The organism is Pseudoxanthomonas sangjuensis, from assembly GCF_010211755.1.
Taxonomy (GTDB): Bacteria; Pseudomonadota; Gammaproteobacteria; order Xanthomonadales; family Xanthomonadaceae; genus Pseudoxanthomonas_A; species Pseudoxanthomonas_A sangjuensis.
The window spans coordinates 37,362-54,056 of record NZ_PDWR01000020.1; the positions used below are offsets into that span (position 1 = coordinate 37,362).

General features: G+C 69.6%; 16 protein-coding genes, 1 other RNA gene and 1 pseudogene. 13 read left to right on the forward strand and 5 right to left on the reverse strand.

The window, feature by feature from the left end; all coding sequences use genetic code 11:
* Positions 1 to 110: 110 nt before the first annotated feature.
* From CSC71_RS11185 to pepQ, 3 genes and pseudogenes are all read left to right on the forward strand, one after another.
* Positions 111 to 2,312: pseudogene (locus CSC71_RS11185) on the forward strand (DUF1631 domain-containing protein); the annotation flags it as partial.
* Positions 2,309 to 2,656 carry a PilZ domain-containing protein gene (locus CSC71_RS11190; RefSeq protein ID WP_162374461.1) on the forward strand — a complete coding sequence of 116 codons (348 nt, stop codon included), beginning with the start codon at positions 2,309 to 2,311 and terminating at the stop codon, positions 2,654 to 2,656. The pseudogene CSC71_RS11185 and the gene CSC71_RS11190, both read left to right, overlap by 4 nt.
* 70 nt (positions 2,657 to 2,726) lie before the next feature.
* Positions 2,727 to 4,052 carry a Xaa-Pro dipeptidase gene (gene pepQ, locus CSC71_RS11195; protein WP_162374462.1) on the forward strand — a complete coding sequence of 442 codons (1,326 nt, stop codon included), beginning with the start codon at positions 2,727 to 2,729 and terminating at the stop codon, positions 4,050 to 4,052.
* 172 nt (positions 4,053 to 4,224) lie between these two features.
* Here the strand turns inward: pepQ and CSC71_RS11200 are convergent, their stop codons facing one another.
* The 5 genes from CSC71_RS11200 to CSC71_RS11220 all read right to left on the reverse strand — a co-directional run bounded on the left by CSC71_RS11200 (position 4,225) and on the right by CSC71_RS11220 (position 8,795).
* Complete coding sequence (locus tag CSC71_RS11200; protein ID WP_162374463.1) at positions 4,225 to 4,605, reverse strand: hypothetical protein; 381 nt, start codon at positions 4,603 to 4,605, stop codon at positions 4,225 to 4,227.
* Positions 4,606 to 4,662: 57 nt separating this feature from the next.
* A complete protein-coding gene (locus tag CSC71_RS11205) occupies positions 4,663 to 5,433 on the reverse strand; it encodes a LytR/AlgR family response regulator transcription factor (protein WP_162374464.1) in 771 nt (256 codons plus the stop codon).
* A complete protein-coding gene (locus CSC71_RS11210) occupies positions 5,426 to 6,688 on the reverse strand; it encodes a histidine kinase (protein WP_425501950.1) in 1,263 nt (420 codons plus the stop codon). The genes CSC71_RS11205 and CSC71_RS11210 overlap by 8 nt, the downstream gene beginning before the upstream one ends.
* 150 nt (positions 6,689 to 6,838) lie before the next feature.
* Complete coding sequence (locus tag CSC71_RS11215; RefSeq protein WP_162374465.1) at positions 6,839 to 8,161, reverse strand: aminopeptidase P N-terminal domain-containing protein; 1,323 nt, start codon at positions 8,159 to 8,161, stop codon at positions 6,839 to 6,841.
* An 88-nt stretch (positions 8,162 to 8,249) separates the two neighbouring features.
* Complete coding sequence (locus CSC71_RS11220) at positions 8,250 to 8,795, reverse strand: UPF0149 family protein (RefSeq protein WP_162374466.1); 546 nt, start codon at positions 8,793 to 8,795, stop codon at positions 8,250 to 8,252.
* 164 nt (positions 8,796 to 8,959) lie between these two features.
* Here CSC71_RS11220 and CSC71_RS11225 point away from each other — a divergent pair, with 164 nt between their 5' ends.
* From CSC71_RS11225 to CSC71_RS11270, 10 genes are all read left to right on the forward strand, one after another.
* Positions 8,960 to 11,218, forward strand: a complete 2,259-nt coding sequence (locus CSC71_RS11225; protein WP_162374467.1) for a putative bifunctional diguanylate cyclase/phosphodiesterase — start codon at positions 8,960 to 8,962, stop codon at positions 11,216 to 11,218.
* 66 nt (positions 11,219 to 11,284) lie between these two features.
* Positions 11,285 to 11,506, forward strand: a complete 222-nt coding sequence (locus CSC71_RS11230; RefSeq protein WP_162374468.1) for a TIGR02449 family protein — start codon at positions 11,285 to 11,287, stop codon at positions 11,504 to 11,506.
* Positions 11,503 to 11,796 (forward strand): cell division protein ZapA, encoded by a 294-nt coding sequence (locus tag CSC71_RS11235; RefSeq protein ID WP_162374469.1) that lies wholly within the window; start codon positions 11,503 to 11,505, stop codon positions 11,794 to 11,796. The genes CSC71_RS11230 and CSC71_RS11235 overlap by 4 nt, the downstream gene beginning before the upstream one ends.
* 19 nt (positions 11,797 to 11,815) lie before the next feature.
* Entirely contained in the window at positions 11,816 to 12,307 is a 492-nt protein-coding gene (locus CSC71_RS11240; RefSeq protein WP_162374470.1) for a hypothetical protein, read from the forward strand.
* A 125-nt stretch (positions 12,308 to 12,432) separates the two neighbouring features.
* Positions 12,433 to 12,620, forward strand: a non-coding RNA gene (gene ssrS / locus CSC71_RS11245) — 6S RNA.
* Between the two features lie 113 nt (positions 12,621 to 12,733).
* A complete protein-coding gene (locus CSC71_RS11250) occupies positions 12,734 to 13,354 on the forward strand; it encodes a 5-formyltetrahydrofolate cyclo-ligase (RefSeq protein ID WP_162374471.1) in 621 nt (206 codons plus the stop codon).
* A 10-nt stretch (positions 13,355 to 13,364) separates the two neighbouring features.
* Positions 13,365 to 13,832, forward strand: coding sequence for an EVE domain-containing protein (locus tag CSC71_RS11255; RefSeq protein ID WP_162374472.1), 468 nt, complete (start codon positions 13,365 to 13,367; stop codon positions 13,830 to 13,832).
* Positions 13,833 to 13,835: 3 nt separating this feature from the next.
* Positions 13,836 to 14,483, forward strand: coding sequence for a ribose-5-phosphate isomerase RpiA (gene rpiA, locus CSC71_RS11260; protein WP_162374473.1), 648 nt, complete (start codon positions 13,836 to 13,838; stop codon positions 14,481 to 14,483).
* A 16-nt stretch (positions 14,484 to 14,499) separates the two neighbouring features.
* A complete protein-coding gene (locus tag CSC71_RS11265) occupies positions 14,500 to 15,027 on the forward strand; it encodes a DUF1697 domain-containing protein (protein ID WP_162374474.1) in 528 nt (175 codons plus the stop codon).
* 74 nt (positions 15,028 to 15,101) lie between these two features.
* The gene (locus tag CSC71_RS11270) at positions 15,102 to 16,628 is read left to right on the forward strand and encodes a DNA polymerase Y family protein (RefSeq protein WP_162374475.1); all 1,527 of its coding nucleotides are present in this window, start codon (positions 15,102 to 15,104) and stop codon (positions 16,626 to 16,628) included.
* Positions 16,629 to 16,695: the final 67 nt, after the last annotated feature.

The window sequence follows — 16,695 nt, forward strand, 5'->3', positions numbered from 1 at the left end:
CGCGGGGAAACCGCCGTCACACTTCTTCGATCTTGATGTCTCCAGCCAAGCCGCCTGTCCCGGTCCCGTCGCCGGCAACCCTTGCCGCGGCCAGGCTGCCCGTGCGGGTACACCGCATCCTGGACATCTACCTGTCCAACCTGACCGGCGAACTGACCGCCCGGGTCAATAACACCCTGCTCGAACTGGAACAGCAGATGTTCCACCGCGCCGAGGCCGCGCACAGCAACGAAGCGCAGACCGAACAGCTGGCCAACCTGCACACCCTGCGCCGGCACCGCAGCGACCTGCTGCCGCAGCTGCTGTCGATCCTGGAGGCGCAGCTGGCCTCGATCCGCCTGCCCCAGCCCGCGTCCGACGGTCCCGGCGCGGGCAGCTACGAATACCGCGACTTGAGCCTGGTCGAAGACGACGTGATGGATCGGGAAGTCGCGCTGCGCGACATCGTGCGCCGCCACGAAACCCGCTCGCACACGGCGCTGTACCTGCTTGGCCAGCGCTTCGGCGTGCTGGCCGGTTCGCCGGCCTTCGACGTTTCGCGCATCCCCGGCGGGCCGCAGTCGCTGTGCAGCGCCCTGCACGACGCCGCCCCGTTGCTGCGGATCGACCTGGAGTCGCAGCTGCTGCTGTACCGGGCGTTCGAACAGCGCGCGCTGGCCGAATACGACGGCTGGCTGGGCGTGCTGAACGGGCTGCTGGCCGGCGAAGGCGTGCTGCCCGGCCTGATCTTCCTGCCGCCGCGTACCCGCACCGAGCGCGCGACCCTGCCGCCGGAAACGAAGCCGCGGGAAGGCAGCTCGGCTGCGTACGCGCGTCGCGAGCGGCCGATGACCGACTGGAGCGGGCTGTCGCCGTCGGCGTGGAACACGCTGATGACGGCGATCGCCAGCCGGGCCGCACCGGAAGGCAACGCCCCGGCAGCGGGCGACGCCGAGGCTTTCGCCGGCCTGCAGCAATTGCTGTCGGGCCGCCGGGCGCGGACCGCCGCGACCAATCCCGCGGCCGCTTCGCCTGCGGCCGGCGGCACGCCGGTGCCCACCGGCGACGTGCTTTCCGCGCTGCGGGCGCTGCAGGCGCAGCCGGTACGGCTGGCCGACGGCATCCCGCACCGCACCCTGCAGGACCTGCGCGACCACCTGCTCGCCCAGGCCCGCTCGCGCTTCGGTGCCGGCGCCACGCTGACCCAGCAGGACGCCGACACCTTCGAGCTGCTCGACATGCTCTACAGCGAGATCGAGCGCGAGGTCCGGCGCGACGCGCCCGCGGCCGAAATGCTGGTCAAGCTGCAGGCGCCGGTGGCGCAGGCCGCGCTGCGCGACACCGGTTTCTTCGTGCGCCCGCAGCACCCGGCGCGCGAACTGCTGAACACGGTCGCGGAATCCGGCGCCGTGTGGCTCGACGACGGCGGCGATCCGCACCTGGTGCAGCGGCTACGCCAGACCGTCGACAAGGTGGTCACCCACTACGACGGCGACGAGGCGGTGTTCGAACAGGCCAACCGCGAGGTGCAGGACCACTTCCTGGCGGCGGCGCGCAAGGCCGAGCTCACCGAGCGCCGCCACGTCGAGGCCGCGCGCGGCAAGGACCGGCTGGAAACGGCCAAGTTGCGTGCCGCCGAGACCGTCGAGGCGGCGCTGAAGGAACGGCAGCAGCCGAAATTCGTGCAGGCCCTGCTGAAGCAGGCCTGGGCCGACGTGCTGACCCTGGCCCTGCTGCGCAACGGCGAGGATTCGCCGCAGTGGCAGGAAGCGCTGGACCTGACCGGGCGCATCGCCGCTATCACCAGCGGCGCCGATGCGGTCGCCGACGAGGAACTGGCGGCCCGCGTCGAAAGCGAACTGGTCCAGGTCGGCTACCACGAGGACGAGGCGGCGGCGATCGCGCGCCGCCTGTCCAGCACCGGCGACGACGACACCTCGCGCACCGAACTGACCGCCAGGCTGAAGGCCCGCGCCAAGCTGGGCGAACAGAACGAGGTCAGGAAGAAGGTGCAGGCGCCGCGCACGCCGCGCGAACAGGAGCTGTACGACTACCTGCGCACGCTGCCGTTCGGCAGCTGGTTCGAGTTCATCCGCAACCAGCAGGGCGATGTCGTCCGCCAGCGCCTGTCCTGGTACAGCCCGGTCACCGACCACGCACTGTTCGTCAACCAGCGCGGCCAGCCGGTCGGCGAGCAATCGCTGGACAGCGTGGCGCGGCTGATGGCGCAGGACCAGGTGCGCGTGGTCACCGAGGACCGCGGCCGCCTGATCGACCGCGCCTGGCGCGCCACGCTCGGCGCACTGCGCAGCATCACCGGAGGGGGCCAGTGAACCACGACACCCGCCGCGCGCTGCGCCGCAACGTGCCGCAGCCGGTCATGGTGACCGATGCGATGACCGGCGACATCGTCGGCCGCCTGGGCAACATTTCCGAAACCGGCATGCTGCTGGTCGCCGGCGCGCCGCTGGTCGAGGACGCGCTGTACCAGATGCAGTTCCGGCTCGGCGACGGCCAGTACCGCGACGTCCTGGTCGACGCCGGCGCGCACCTGCAGTGGATCGGCCCGGCCAACACGCCCGGCCAGGTGTGGATGGGGCTGCGCTTCGTGACCCTGTCCGACGCGCATCGCGCGGCGTTGCGGGCATGGATGGCCACGCTGGACGCGAACCACTGACGCCGCGTCCACGCCACGGCCGCGCCGCTTGCGGCAAAATGGCGCTTTCCCGCACGCAGCACGCCATCCGATGAGCGCCACCGACCCGTCTTCCCTGTACGCCGACCACCTGAGCGAACTCAAGCGCCGCGCCGACGAAGCGCTGGCGCGCAGCGGCTTCGACCACCTGGTCGTGCCCAGCGGCACCCAGCACTGGCAGGTGTTCGACGACCGCGACTATCCGTACGCGGTCAATCCGCAGTTCAAGCACTGGCTGCCGCTGACCAGGCTGCCGTATTCGTGGCTGGTGCATACGCCGGGCAGGAAGCCGCAGGTGATCTATTACCAGCCGCGCGACTACTGGCACGTGGTGCCGGACGCGCCGAACGGCTGGTGGGTCGAACACTTCGACATCCACGTGATCCGCAAGCCGGAGGACGCCCTCGCCCTGCTGCCGAAGCCGGCCGCGCGCTGCGCGATCGTCGGCGAGGCGCAGAGCGCGCTCGGCGACTACGCGCCGAACAACCCCGAGGCGGCGATCAACTACCTGGAATACCGGCGCTCGTACAAGACCCCGTACGAGATCGCGCTGATGCGCCAGGCGCAGCGCACCGCGGTGCGCGGCCACCGCGCCGCCGAGGCCGCGTTCCGCGAGGGCCGCAGCGAATTCGACATCCACATGGCCTACTGCGCCGCCGCCGGCCAGGACGCCAACGACCTGCCCTACGGCAACATCATCGCGTTGAACGAGCACGGCGCGGTGCTGCATTACACCGACCTGGGCCGCGCCGCGCCGTCGCCGCTGCGCAGTTTCCTGATCGACGCCGGCGCCAGCGCGTGCGGCTACGCCGCCGACATCACCCGCACCTACGCGAAGGACGCCGGCGGCGAGTTCCAGGCGCTGATCGACGCGGTCGATGCCGCCCAGCAGAAGATGTGCGCCGCGGTCCGCGCCGGGGTCGACTACAAGCAATTGCACATCGACGCGCACCTGCAGCTGATGGCGATCCTGAAGGACTTCGGCGTGATCAGGGTGTCGCCGCAGACGGCGCTGGAATCGGGCGTCAGCTTCGCCTTCTTCCCGCACGGCCTGGGCCACCCGATCGGCCTGCAGGTGCACGACGTCGCCGGCTTCGCCGAAAGCGACCGCGGCGGGAAGATCCCGCGCCCGGAAGGCCACCCGTACCTGCGCATGACCCGCGTGCTGGAACCGGGCATGGTGGTGACGATCGAGCCGGGCATCTACTTCATCGACATGCTGCTCGAGGAACTGAAGGAGAAGGGCGTCGCCGACCAGGTCGACTGGTCGCGCGTCGACGCGTTCCGCCCCTACGGCGGCATCCGCATCGAGGACGACGTGCTGTGCACCGATGGCGCGCCGGAGAACCTGACCCGGCCGGCGTTCGCGGCGGCGTGAGCCACAATCTCGCAGGGGCATGGCACACGCCGCGCCCCTGCGACGCGGCGCCCCCCCTGCGGCGCCAACAACGCCGCGATCCCGTTGGCCCTGCGTAAAGCCCTGCATGGCCGTGCGCGGGAGAAAAGCCGCCGGGCAAGCTCGGCACTACGTTACGACCAGCCTGCCGGGTTCATGACCCGGGCGCCGACTTCAGATTGCAGACGGGATGCGGCTGGCCGGCGCGGTCGTTGACGCACAGGCGGAAGTCGGGCAACCCGGCCAAGCGGTGGTGATCGTTCACCGCCAGGCTGAAGCTCTGCAGCAGCTTGCCTTCGCAGGCGGTATCGGCGTCGGCATCGCAATCGCCGAACAGGGTGTAGTGGCAGCGGCCGCTGGCGCTGTGCCGGCATTCGAAATCGGCGATGCCGTTGGCGACCCTGACCCGCGCGTCGACGCGCCACTCGCCGTTCTCGCTGCTGCGATAGACGAAGGTGCGGGTGCCGGGCGAGCAGGCGGCCAGCACGGACGCCAGGCAAAGCACGGCGATGGGCACGGCGATGGCGTTACGCATGGCGGGATCTCCGGAAGGTTTCGGCGTGGATGCGAAGCGGTGTCGCGCCGGATCGACTTACATGTTCCGGAACAACGCCATGAACGGCTGGCTCACGACCAGCGTTTCCGGGCGCGCCTTGAGCCGCACGACGCCCTTGCCGCTGTCGTCGCGCACGATCGAGGCGATGGCGCGCAGGTTGACGATGGTCGAGCGGTGGATCTGCTTGAAATGGGTGGGATCGAGCGCGGCCAGCAGGTCCTTGATCGGCGTGCGCAGCAAGGCCTCGCCTTCGGCGGTGACCACGGTGGTGTATTTGTCCGCGGCGCGGAAGTACAGCACGTCGTCGATGCCGATCAGGCGCGTCTCGCGGCCCACGCTGGCGGTGATCCAGGTCAATGGCGGCTGGCCGCGGCCGGCCGGCATGCCCTGCCCCAGTTTGCGCAGCAGTTCGGCCAGCGCGGCGCTGTCGGCCTCGGCTTCGCCCGCGCGCGCCTGCAGCCGCGCCACGGTGGCGGCCAGGCGTTCCGGCGCCACCGGCTTGAGCAGGTAATCCACCGCGCCGCGTTCGAACGCGTCGATGGCGTACTGGTCGTACGCGGTGGTGAACACGATGCGCGTGCGCGGGCTGGCCTCGGCCGCCGCCGCCGCGACGTCCAGGCCGGTCAGCCCGGGCATGCGGATGTCGAGGAAGGCGACTTCCGGCTTGTGCTCGGCGATGGCCTCCAGGGCGCTGGCGCCGTCCTCGCATTCGGCCGCGATTTCCAATGCCGGCCACGCCTGCGCCAGCGCATCGACCAGCGCATCGCGCAGCAAGGTTTCGTCTTCGGCGATGACGGCCTTAGCCATGGGCCATGTCCCGCGCTGGTTCTTGGGCGGCGGGCACCGAGATCGTCGCCGCCACGCCCGCCGGGAAATTGGCGACTACCGCCAGCGCCGCGGCGCCGCCGTAGAGCAATTGCAGGCGTTCGCGCACGTTCTTCAGGCCGATGCCGGTGCCGCCGGGCTTGGCCGCACTGAAGCCTTCGCCGTCGTCGGCCACGGTGACCGCCACGGCATCGTCGCTGCGGCGCGCGCGGATCCACACCGTGCCGCCCGAGGTCTTCGGCTCCAGCCCGTGCTTGATCGCGTTCTCCACCAGCGTCTGCAGCATCATCGGCGGCAACGGGGTGCCGCGCAGCGCGTCGGGCACGTCGACCTGCACGGCCAGGCGCGGCCCCATGCGGATCTTCAGGATTTCCAGGTAGGCGATGGCGCGCTCGAGTTCCTCGCCCAGCGTGGACCACGCATCGTCGGTGCGCGGCAGCGAATGGCGCAGGTACTGGATCAGGTGGCCGAGCATGGTTTCGGCGCGTTCCGGGTCGCTGCGGGTCAGCAACTGCGCGCTGGCCAGCGTGTTGTAGAGGAAATGCGGCTCCACCTGCGCGTGCAGCAGGCTCAGCTTGGCCACGGTGAGGTCCTTTTCCACCGTGGTGCGCTGGGCATCGGCCTGCTCGTTGCGGCGGCGCTCGGCCACGCGGCGGGTGACGGCGCGGGCGATGGCCTCGGCGTTCTCCAGGTTGGTGCCGTCGTCGACGCGGAACCAGTCGCTCCACGCCCCGCTCTCGGGTTCGCAGACCAGGGTGACGCTGCCGCTGTCGTGCCCGGGGGTCACGGTGGCCAGGATCTGGTTGCGCGGCACGCCGAACCATTCCAGCGGATTCCAGCGCCCCAGCGGATTGCGGCCGTAGGGATCGGGGCGGCGCACCTTCGCCTTGATCTGCAGGCTGTCGCGCGCGCTTTCCACCTCCTCGACGCGCGGCAGCTCGCGGATCGCGGCGTCGAGCAGGTCGAAGGCTTCGCCGGCCTCGAACGGAATCTCGATCTGCCGGCGCTGGCGGTTGCCCAAGGTGCCGCCGTCGGTGCGGCCGGCGATCAGGCGCACCCGGCGCAGGTGCGAGAACGCGCCGGTGATCACGAACACCAGCACCGCGGCGCCGGCCAACACGACCGGCCACGGATCAGCGCCACGGAACAGCAGGCCATTCCACAGCAGCGCGGCCAGGAAGAACACGCCGACCCAGGCAGCGACCAGGCGAATCAGGAAGAAGCAGTTGCGGATCACGGTGGCGGTTCCGTCGCGGGAAGATGCGGCGAAGCATAGTCGCGACCGGCGGCCGGGGAAGCGCCGTTGCGACGAAACGCCGCTGGCGGCGACGAAACCGGCCATGCAGGGAGGCAGGCGCATCGGGGCGCGGCCCCGGCCTGCGACCCGTCACGACGCCATCAGCGCCTCGATCTCGTCGGCACTGCGCGCCAGCTTGTCGGTCAGCACGCGATGCCCGTCGGCGGTGATGACGATGTCGTCCTCGGTGCGGATGCCGATGCCGCGCCACTTCGCGTCGACCGTGGCGTCGTCGGGGCGAATGTACAGGCCCGGCTCGATGGTGAAGGCCATGCCCGGCTCGAGCAGGCGCGATTCGCCGTCGATGCGGTATTCGCCGACGTCGTGCACGTCCAGGCCCAGCCAGTGCCCGCTCTTGTGCGGGTAGAAGCGCTTGTAGCCGCCTTCGGCGATCAGCTTGCCGGCCTTGCCCTTCAGCAGGCCCAGGTGCAGCAACCCTTCCGTCAGCACTTCGACCGCGGCGTTGTGCCCGGCCTCGTAGGGCGCGCCCGGCTTCGCCTGCGCCAGCGCCGCCGCCTGCGCCGCGCCGACCAGGTCGTGCAGCGCGCGCTGTTCCTTCGAGAAACGGCCGCCGACCGGGAAGGTGCGGGTGATGTCCGACGCGTAGCCGCGGTATTCGGCGCCGGCGTCGACCAGCACCAGGTCGCCCGCCTTCGCCGCCGCGTTGTTGGCGCGGTAGTGCAGCACGCAGCCGTTGGCGCCGGCGCCGACGATGCTGCCGTAGGCCGGCCACGCGTCGGCGGCGCGGAACACCCGCTCCACTTCCGCCTGCAGCTCGTACTCGCGCACGCCGGATTTCGCCGCGCGCATCGCCGCTTCGTGCGCCCGCACGCTGATGTCGGCAGCCTGCTGCATCAGCCTGATTTCGTCCTTCGACTTGAACAGGCGCATCTCGTGCAGCAGGTGGCCGAGTTCGAGGAACTCGTGCGGCGGCTGCGCGCCGTGGCGGACCTGCGCGCGCACGCGGTTGACCCAGCCGATCAGCTTGAGGTCGAAGTCGGCGTCGCGGCCGAAATGGTAGTAGACGCGGCCGCGGCCTTCGAGCAGGCCCGGCAGGATCTCGTCGAGGTCGTCGATCGGGTAGGCATCGTCCATGCCGAACACGTCGACCGCGCCTTCCTGGCCGTAGCGCGGGCCGTCCCAGCTTTCGCGCTCGGGATCGCGTTCGCGGCAGAACAGCAGCGCCTCGCCGTGCCGGCGCCCCGGCACCAGCACCAGCACCGCCTCGGGTTCGGGGAAACCGCTGAGGTACCAGAAATCGGAATCCTGCCGGTACGGGTAATGCGTGTCGTGGCTGCGCACGCGTTCCGGCGCGGCCGGCAGCACCAGGATGGCGTCGTCGCCGGCCATGCGCATCAGCTGCTTGCGGCGACGGGCGAATTCGGTGGCGGAGATGCCGGCAAGGGACTTCATCTAGCTCTTGGTTGCTGGTTCTTGGTTGTTGGAGGGAATCGACGGCCGGCGCTTGCCCAACAACCAAGAACCAGCAACCGAACAACCCTCAATTCAACTTCTGCCGGTGCCGCGCGGCCAGCACCACGTCGCCATGCAGCAGCAGCGCGGCGACGCGGACGAATTCCTCGATCTCGGCCAGCGCGTCCTCGTCTTCCTGCTCGTCGTCGCCCTGCTCCGCGCTGGCCTGCGCCAGCCGCGCCAGGTCGCGCAACGCTTCCTCGCCCTCGTCGGACAGCTTCGGCTTCGCACCGGCGGCCAGGCCGAAGCCGCCGAGGAAGCCGCGGCACCAGTCGAACAGCGCGGTGGCGCGTTCGCCCAGCGGTGCGGCGGCATCGGGCAGCAGCAGTTCGAATCCGAGCTCGCGGTCTTCCAGCTGCGCCACGGTGGCGGTGCGCAATTCGTCCAGCGCGCTGCCCGGTTCCGGCGCCGGCAGCGCGGGATCGGCCAGCACCCGCGCCGGCCAGTCCGCGGCGTCCGCGCCGCCGCCGGCCAGCCAGCCGCTGAGCGCGCCATGCAATTCGGAGGGGTCCACGCCCGGCGCCAGGCGCTGCGCGCTGCGGACGACATCGCCAAGTTCGGGTAGCTCGGTCATTTCCAGAACGTCGTTTTTGAACGCAATCCACTGGCCGGGCCGGACAAAGTGCGGCCGGATGGACAAAGTGTAGCAACCCGCCGCGCCCGCGCCGCTTGTTGTCCGGGCGGATGCATGCCTACACTCGCTTGTCCGGCCCAGCGCCGAGGGGATCCCCAACATCCATGGCCGCCATCGCCGCCTCCGTCGTCGTCGCGATCGCGTCCGCCGCGCAGGCCGCGCCGACATGGCCGTGGCTGCTGCTGGCGCTGGCGGTGCTGGCCGGCGTGGTCGGCTTCGCCAACCGTGCGCGCCTGGCGCGCTGGTGGCGGGATGCGCGCGGACCGGCCTGGGACGCTGCCGTGCCGGGACCCGACGAACGGCTGAAGCTGGCGCTGTGGGCCTCCGGCGAACTGTTCTGGGACTACGACCTGGAGCGCCGCCGCCTGCACCGGATGCGCGCCGACGAGAACGTGGCGCGTTCGGCCGACATCACCGTGCACAACCGCGAAGGCGACGTGCCGCCGATCCACCCGCAGGACCTGCCGCAGGTGATGCAGGCGCTGCGCAGCCACCTGCAGGACGAGTCGCCGCTGTTCATGTCGGAAATGCGCATGGACCTGTTCGGCAACGGCACCTGGGCCTGGGTGCGCGTGCGCGGCCGCGTGGTCGAGCGCGACCGCGAAGGCCGCCCGCTGCGCATCGCCGGCACCGCGCGCGACATCACCGCCAGCCGCAACGCCGAGTACGAGCACCGCATCGCCAGCGAAGTGATGCGCAGCATGAGCGAGGCGGTGGCGGTGCTGGACTGGGACTACAACTTCATCGCGGTCAACCAGTCGTTCAGCCGCATCACCGGCTACCTCGACGACGAGGTGATCGGCCAGCCGCTGTCGCTGCTCAACAGCAGCCAGCACGACCGGGCCTTCTTCCAGCGCATGCGCGACGACCTGGCGCGCGACGGAAGCTGGTCGGGCGAGGTGTGGGAAGTGCGCAAGGACGGCGAGGAGATCCTGTGCCGGATCGACACCAACGTGGTCCCGGACGCCAGCGGCCAGCGCCAGTTGTACGTGCTGGTGCTGAACGACATCACCGAACAGAAGCGCGCCGAGCAGGAGCTGCGCTACCTGGCCAACTACGACACCCTGACCAGCCTGCCGAACCGTTCGCTGCTGTCGGAACGGCTGTCGCGCGCGATCGTGCGTGCGCGCCGCGAGAACGGCCGCATCGCCGTGCTGTTCATCGACCTGGACCGCTTCAAGGACATCAACGACTCGCTGGGCCACGCCACCGGCGACCGCATCCTGCGCGCCGCCGCCGCGCGCGTGCAGCAGACCGTCGGCGCGCAGCACACCGTGGCGCGGCTGAGCGGCGACGAATTCACCGTGGTGCTGGAGGACATCGGCTCGCCACAGGAAGCCGAGCAGGTCGCGCAGCAGATCATCGCCGCGTTCAACGTGCCGCTGACCTTCGGCGAACGCCTCGAGCTGGCGGTGTCGCCGTCGGTCGGCATCAGCCTGTATCCGGACCACGCCCAGGTGCCGACCGACCTGCTCAAGCACGCCGACACCGCGATGTACCAGGCCAAGGCGATCGGCCGCCATACCTACCAGATGTACTCGGAGTCGATGGACGAGAAGACCCGCCATCGCGCGATCCTCGCCGGCGGCCTGCGCCGCGCGCTGGAGCGCAACGAGCTGTCGCTGGTCTACCAGCCGCGCATGTCGCTGTCGTCGCAGCGCGTGGTCGGCGCCGAGGCGCTGATGCGCTGGCACAGCCACGAGTTCGGCGACGTCTCGCCGGCGCTGTTCATCCCGCTGGCCGAGGAATCCGGGCTGATCCTCGACCTCGGCGCATGGGCGATGCGCCAGGCCTGCCAAACCCTGCGCCGCTGGCACGACGCCGGCATGGCCGGGTTGAGCGTGTCGGTGAACGTTTCCGCGCTGCAGTTGCAGCGCGGCGACCTGTCCGAGGTGGTGGCGAGGATCCTCGCCGAAACCGGGCTGGAGGCGCGCTTCCTCGAGCTGGAACTGACCGAGAGCGTGATCATGGCCAACCCGGAGCAGAACGCCGATACCCTGCGCGCCTGCCGCGACCTCGGCGTGTCGCTGGCGATCGACGACTTCGGCACCGGCTATTCGTCGCTGGCCTACCTGAAGCGGCTGCCGATCACCACGCTGAAGATCGACCAGGACTTCATCGGCGACCTGACCCGCGACGGCGACGACGAGGCGATCACCAGCACGATCATCGCGATGGGCCATTCGCTGTCCAAGACCGTCGTCGCCGAAGGGGTGGAGACCGCCGACCAGCTGGCGTTCCTGCACGGGCACCAGTGCGACGAGATCCAGGGCCACTACGTCTCGCGCGCCCTGCCGGCCGAACAGTGCCTGCAGTTCATCCGGGACTACTACCCGCAATCGGCGTTCGTGGCCGCGTCGTGAGCCGCGTCACGGCCCGCCCGCCCCCCGCCCTTGACCGGCCGTCGGCCGCGCCCCTATCGTGACGCCATGGACCACGACGCCCTCCTCGACCAGCTCCGCGCCATCGCCGCGCGGGTCCAGGAACTGGCCGACCGCTGCCAACGCCTGAGCGACGAGAACCGCAGCCTGCGCAACCAGCAGGAACAGCTGGTCGGCGAGCGTTCGCAGTTGCTGGCGAAGAACGAGCAGGCGCGTTCCCGGGTCGAGGCGATGATCGCGCGGCTGAAGTCGCTGGAGCAGCACACGTGAGCGGAAACGAGCCGGTCAGCGTCCACATCCTCGACCGCGAATACACGGTTGGCGTCGAGGCCGGCGAACGCGGCAGCCTGATGGCCGCGGCCAAGCTGCTCGACAGCAAGATGCGCGAGGTCCGCGGCAGCAACCGCATGGCCGCGGTCGACCGCGTCGCCGTGCTCGCCGCGCTGAACCTGGCGCACGAGCTGCAACTGCTGCGCGACCAGGCCGGCTCGCGCGAACGCGAACTCACCCGCGTGCTCGAAGACCTGAACCACAAGCTGGACCGGGCGCTGGGAAGCTGAAACGCAATCGGGGGGATGGATGAAAACTTGGCAGCGCCGGACGCTCGGCATCTTGGCCGCAGGCGGTGGCGCCGTGGGCTTCGCAGCAAGCCTGGCCCTGCTGTTCACCCGCAGCAATCCCCTCGAATGGCTTGTCTGCATCGCCGTCACGACCCTTTATGCGTGGGGAATCTGGTGTGGCGTGAAGCTCATCGAGGCACAACCCGGCGCAGAGCGGTCGAACTTCAAATACTGGCTTGTGCAAATTCCCGCCTTCAGCTCGCCGATCATCGGCTATTTCCTGTCGAGCGGGTTCCACGTCACCGCATCCATCCAGTTTTCGCCGCTCAAACTCAACGGCGACTTCTTGGTGGGCAGCAAATTCAACTACTCGCTCATGCAAACGGATCAGCCGGTTGTCGTGGGGGTCAACGTATTCGCCCTGGCCATAGCCATGTGGCTTGGTTCGCAGATCCGTCGTCAGCTCCCGACCGGATCACTCCGGCCGGATCCGCTTCGCGAGACGACCTGATTCAGGGATTCCGGGCCACGCATTGCATGCGCATTCCGCGTTCCACGCGTCGGCCTCAGATGGAATCGATTCCCAGCCGACAAACGGCTTTTGCATTCGGCGGCGCGTCGCTATACTGACCTCCACATCCTCTGCCGTGTCCGACAGCACGCGCAAACATTCGCCTTGTCCCTTAATGACGACCACGGGAAGGCGACGGTGAGCCGGGAGTGCAGGTCCGCCATGTAGCGGGAAGCCCGATGGTTCCCAGAGCCTTCCTACTTGAACCCCGGGTTCAAGGTCGTTTCGCGGGCACCGGCATGGCGGAGGATGTATTCATTCCTGTAGGAGCGGCGTAAGCCGCGACCGCTTTCCGCACAATGGCGAAGCGGTCGCGGCTTACGCCGCTCCTACATTCGAGGCGCGATTTGCCTCAAAATCCCCCGCATGGCCTCCAGCCCTGCCCCGACCGGCGACGACCGCGCCGCGCTGCGCCGCGAACTGCGCCAGCGCCGCCGCGAGCTCCCGGCCGCGCAGCGCATCGCCGCCGCCGACGGGCTGGCTGCGCAGTTGCTCGCGCTACCCTTCTTCCGGCAGGACGCCCCACCCGGGCAGGGTTACGTCGCCGGCTACTGGGCCATGGACGGCGAGATCGCCCTGCACAGCTTCCAGCTGAAGCTGCCGAAGAACCTGGTGTACTGCCTGCCCATCCTCCATGGCGAGGAGCTGCGCTTCGCCCCGTGGCGCCCCGGCGACGAACTGGTCAGCAACCGCTTCGGCATCCCCGAACCGGCGGTGGAACCGTCGAGCGCGCTGGAACCGGAGGCCATGTCGCTGGTCGTGATGCCGCTGGTCGGCTTCGACGCCAACGGCCGCCGCCTCGGCATGGGCGGCGGCTGGTACGACCGCACCTTCGCCTTCCGCCGCATCGCGCCCGCGCCGCCGCACCTGGTCGGCGCCGGTTTCGACGCGCAGCGCGTCGAATCGCTGCGCGCCGAGGACTGGGACGTGCACGCCGATGCGATCTGCACCGAATCCGCCACTTACCTGACCGGGGTTGCCCCATGAGAGCTGCCGCGTGAGCCGCCGCAAGCACTACTGGCTGATGAAGTCCGAACCGGACGCCTTTTCCATCGACGCGCTGAAGAAGGTCGGCGTCGAGCCCTGGAACGGCGTGCGCAACTACCAGGCGCGCAACTTCATGCGTGCGATGCAACCCGGCGACGGCGTGCTGTTCTACCACTCCAACACCGACGTGCCCGGCATCGTCGGCGTCGCCGAAGTCGCCAGCGAGGCCTACCCGGATCCGACCCAGTTCGACCCGAAGTCGGACTACTTCGACCCGAAGAGCACGCGCGAACAGCCGCGCTGGGACCTGGTCGACGTGAAGTTCGTGAAGAAGCTCAAGCGCACGATTTCGCTGGACGAGATCAAGGGCCGCGCCGACGAACTCGGCGACGGCTTCGCCCTGGTCCAGCGCGGCAGCCGCCTGTCGGTGATGCCGGTGACCGCGGCGCAATGGAAATTCCTCCTCTCCCTCGAATAGACCATGTCCGAAGCGAAGCGCCTGGCCGGCGAAAAGGCCATCGAATACGTCGAGGACGGCATGATCGTCGGCGTCGGTACCGGCTCCACCGTCGCCTTCTTCATCGACGCGCTGGGCAGGATCAGGCATCGCATCGCCGGCGCGGTGTCCAGTTCCGAACAGAGCACGGCGCGGCTGAAGCAGCACGGCATCGAGGTGCTGGACCTGAACAACACCGGCCCGCTGTCGCTGTACGTGGACGGCGCCGACGAATGCGACCCGCACAAGCGCCTGATCAAGGGCGGCGGCGCGGCGCTGACCCGCGAGAAGATCATCGCCGAGGCCAGCGAAAGGTTCGTCTGCATCGTCGACCCGAGCAAGCAGGTGCCGGTGCTGGGCAGGTTCCCGCTGCCGATCGAGGTGATCCCGATGGCACGCAGCCTGGTCGCGCGCGAGATCGTGGCGAGGACCGGCGGCCAGCCGGTGTGGCGCGACGGCGTGGTCACCGACAACGGCAACTGGGTGCTGGACGTGCACAACCTGGCCATCGTCGACCCGGTCGGGCTCGAGCGCGAGTTGAACCAGATCCCGGGCGTGGTCAGCGTCGGCCTGTTCGCGCGGCGACCGGCGGACGTGGTGATCGTCGGCGGCGAACCGCCGAAGGTGTTCTGACGCGAAGGCCGCGTCGATGGCCACCCGGATCGTCCTGCTCCGCGGCGTCATGCCGACCGGCAGGAACAAGGTGCCGATGGCGCCGCTGCGCGAGGCGCTGGAGCAGGCCGGGTTGCGCAACGTGCGCACCCTGATCCAGAGCGGCAACGTGATCGCCGACACCCGCTTGGGGCAGGCGCGGCTGGAAACGCTGGTGCACGACGTGATCGCGGAGGAATTCGGCGGCGACATCGCCGTGCTCGCGCGACCGGCCGGCTATTTCCGCCAGGCCTTGCAGCGCAATCCGTTCCGGCGCGAGGACCCGGGCCGCACCTACCTCACCCTGCTGTCTTCGGCGCCGGACCGCGGGCTGCTCGATGCCTTCCTCGCGCCGGGTCACGCACCCGACCGGATCGAATTCATCGGCGACCAGGCCTGGCTGCTGGTCGCGTCGCGGTTCGGCGACTCGAAGCTCAACAACAACCTGATCGAGCGCAGGCTGAAACTGACCGCGACCACGCGCATCCACAACACCATCGCCCGGCTGGTCGAAATGGCCGGCTGACGCCGCCGGCGTATCTCCGCGACTGAGACGAAACGGCGCGATACTGGCCACCCAGTGGCTGCCGCCGCCGCGCCATGACCCTGCGCTGCCTGTACGTCGACTTCAACTCGTTCTTCGCCTCGGTCGAGCAACAGGACCGGCCGGCACTGCGCGACAGGCCGGTCGGCGTGGTGCCGGTCGTGTCGCACAACACCTGCTGCATCGCCGCCAGCATCGAAGCCAAGCGGCATGGCGTCGGCACGGGCACGCTGGTGTGGGAGGCGCTGGACAAATGTCCCGACCTGGCGCTGGTCGAAGCGCGGCCGGCGCGCTACGTCGCGGTCCACCACCGGCTGATGGACGCCATCCAGGACTGCATCCCGCATGGCAACGCCGCGTCGATCGACGAAGTGCCGTGCTGGCTGATCGGCCGCGAACGCCAGCGCGACAACGCCATCGAGATCGCACGGCGGATCAAGCGGCGCATCGCCGGCGAATTCGACTGGATCAAATGCTCCATCGGCATCGCGCCGAACAGGTTCCTGGCCAAGACCGCGTCCGACATGCAGAAGCCCGACGGCCTGGTGGTGCTGGAACAGTCCGACCTGCCGCATCGCCTGCACGCGCTGGCATTGCGCGACTTCTGCGGCATCGGCCCGTCGATGGAACGGCGCCTGCTGGACGCCGGCATCGAAACCAGCGAACAGCTGTGCAGCGCGCCGCGCGAGCAGTTGCGCCGCGTCTGGGGCGGCGTCGAGGGCGAGCGTTTCTGGATGCAGTTGCGCGGCCACGAATTGCCGGAACGCAGGACGCAACGCGGTTCGATCGGCCATTCGCACGTGCTCGGCCCGGAGCTGCGCAGCTTCGAAGGCGCGCGCTCGGTGTTGTTCAAGCTGCTGGCCAAGGCGGCGATGCGGTTGCGGATGCGCGACGAGAAGAAGGGGGAAGGCCCCTTCCTGGCCCGCGGCATGGCGATCCGCATCCGCTTCGTCGGGCTGGACAACCGCTTCGAACGCGACCTGTCGTTCGCGCCGATCGACGATACGCCGACGTTCCTGCGCCTGCTCGGCGAACAGCTGGCGCAACTGGAACGCCACATCGCGACCCGGCGCTGGAACCCGAAGCGCAACCCGCCGCTGTCGGTGGCGGTGACCCTGGTCGGGCTGGAGGAAGCCGGCAGCGTCACCGGCGAGCTGATGGAAGACCGCCGCCGCGACCGCGGCATGAGCCGCGTGGTCGATGCGATCAACCGCAAGTACGGCAACAATTCGGTCTACTTCGGCGCGATGCAGCGCGCGGTGGCGCTGGACGCGGCGCCGATGCGGATCCCGTTCCAGCACGTGCCGGAAACCGCGAGCGAGGAAGACGTCGTCACCCGCAAGCACAATGCGCTGAAGGAAAGCGCGAAGCGGAAGGATGCCGTGCTCGACGAGGTCTGGCTGCAGCGCGAGCGCCAGGTCAGGAAGATGGCCGAAGCGAGCCATCGGGAAGCCCAGGCGCGACAGCGCAAGGCGCGGCCGGCGCCGCAAGGCGCGGAGCCGTTCAAGGCCGGCGCCGGCGGCTGGGGTCCGCGCAAGCGCAGGCCGGAGCCCGGAAGCGGCGAAACGCAGCCGCTGTTCTGATTCGCGGGGGCGGCTCCCGCGGAAATCGCCCGCGCCGGCCGGGTCGAATAACCTAGGCGGGACGCAT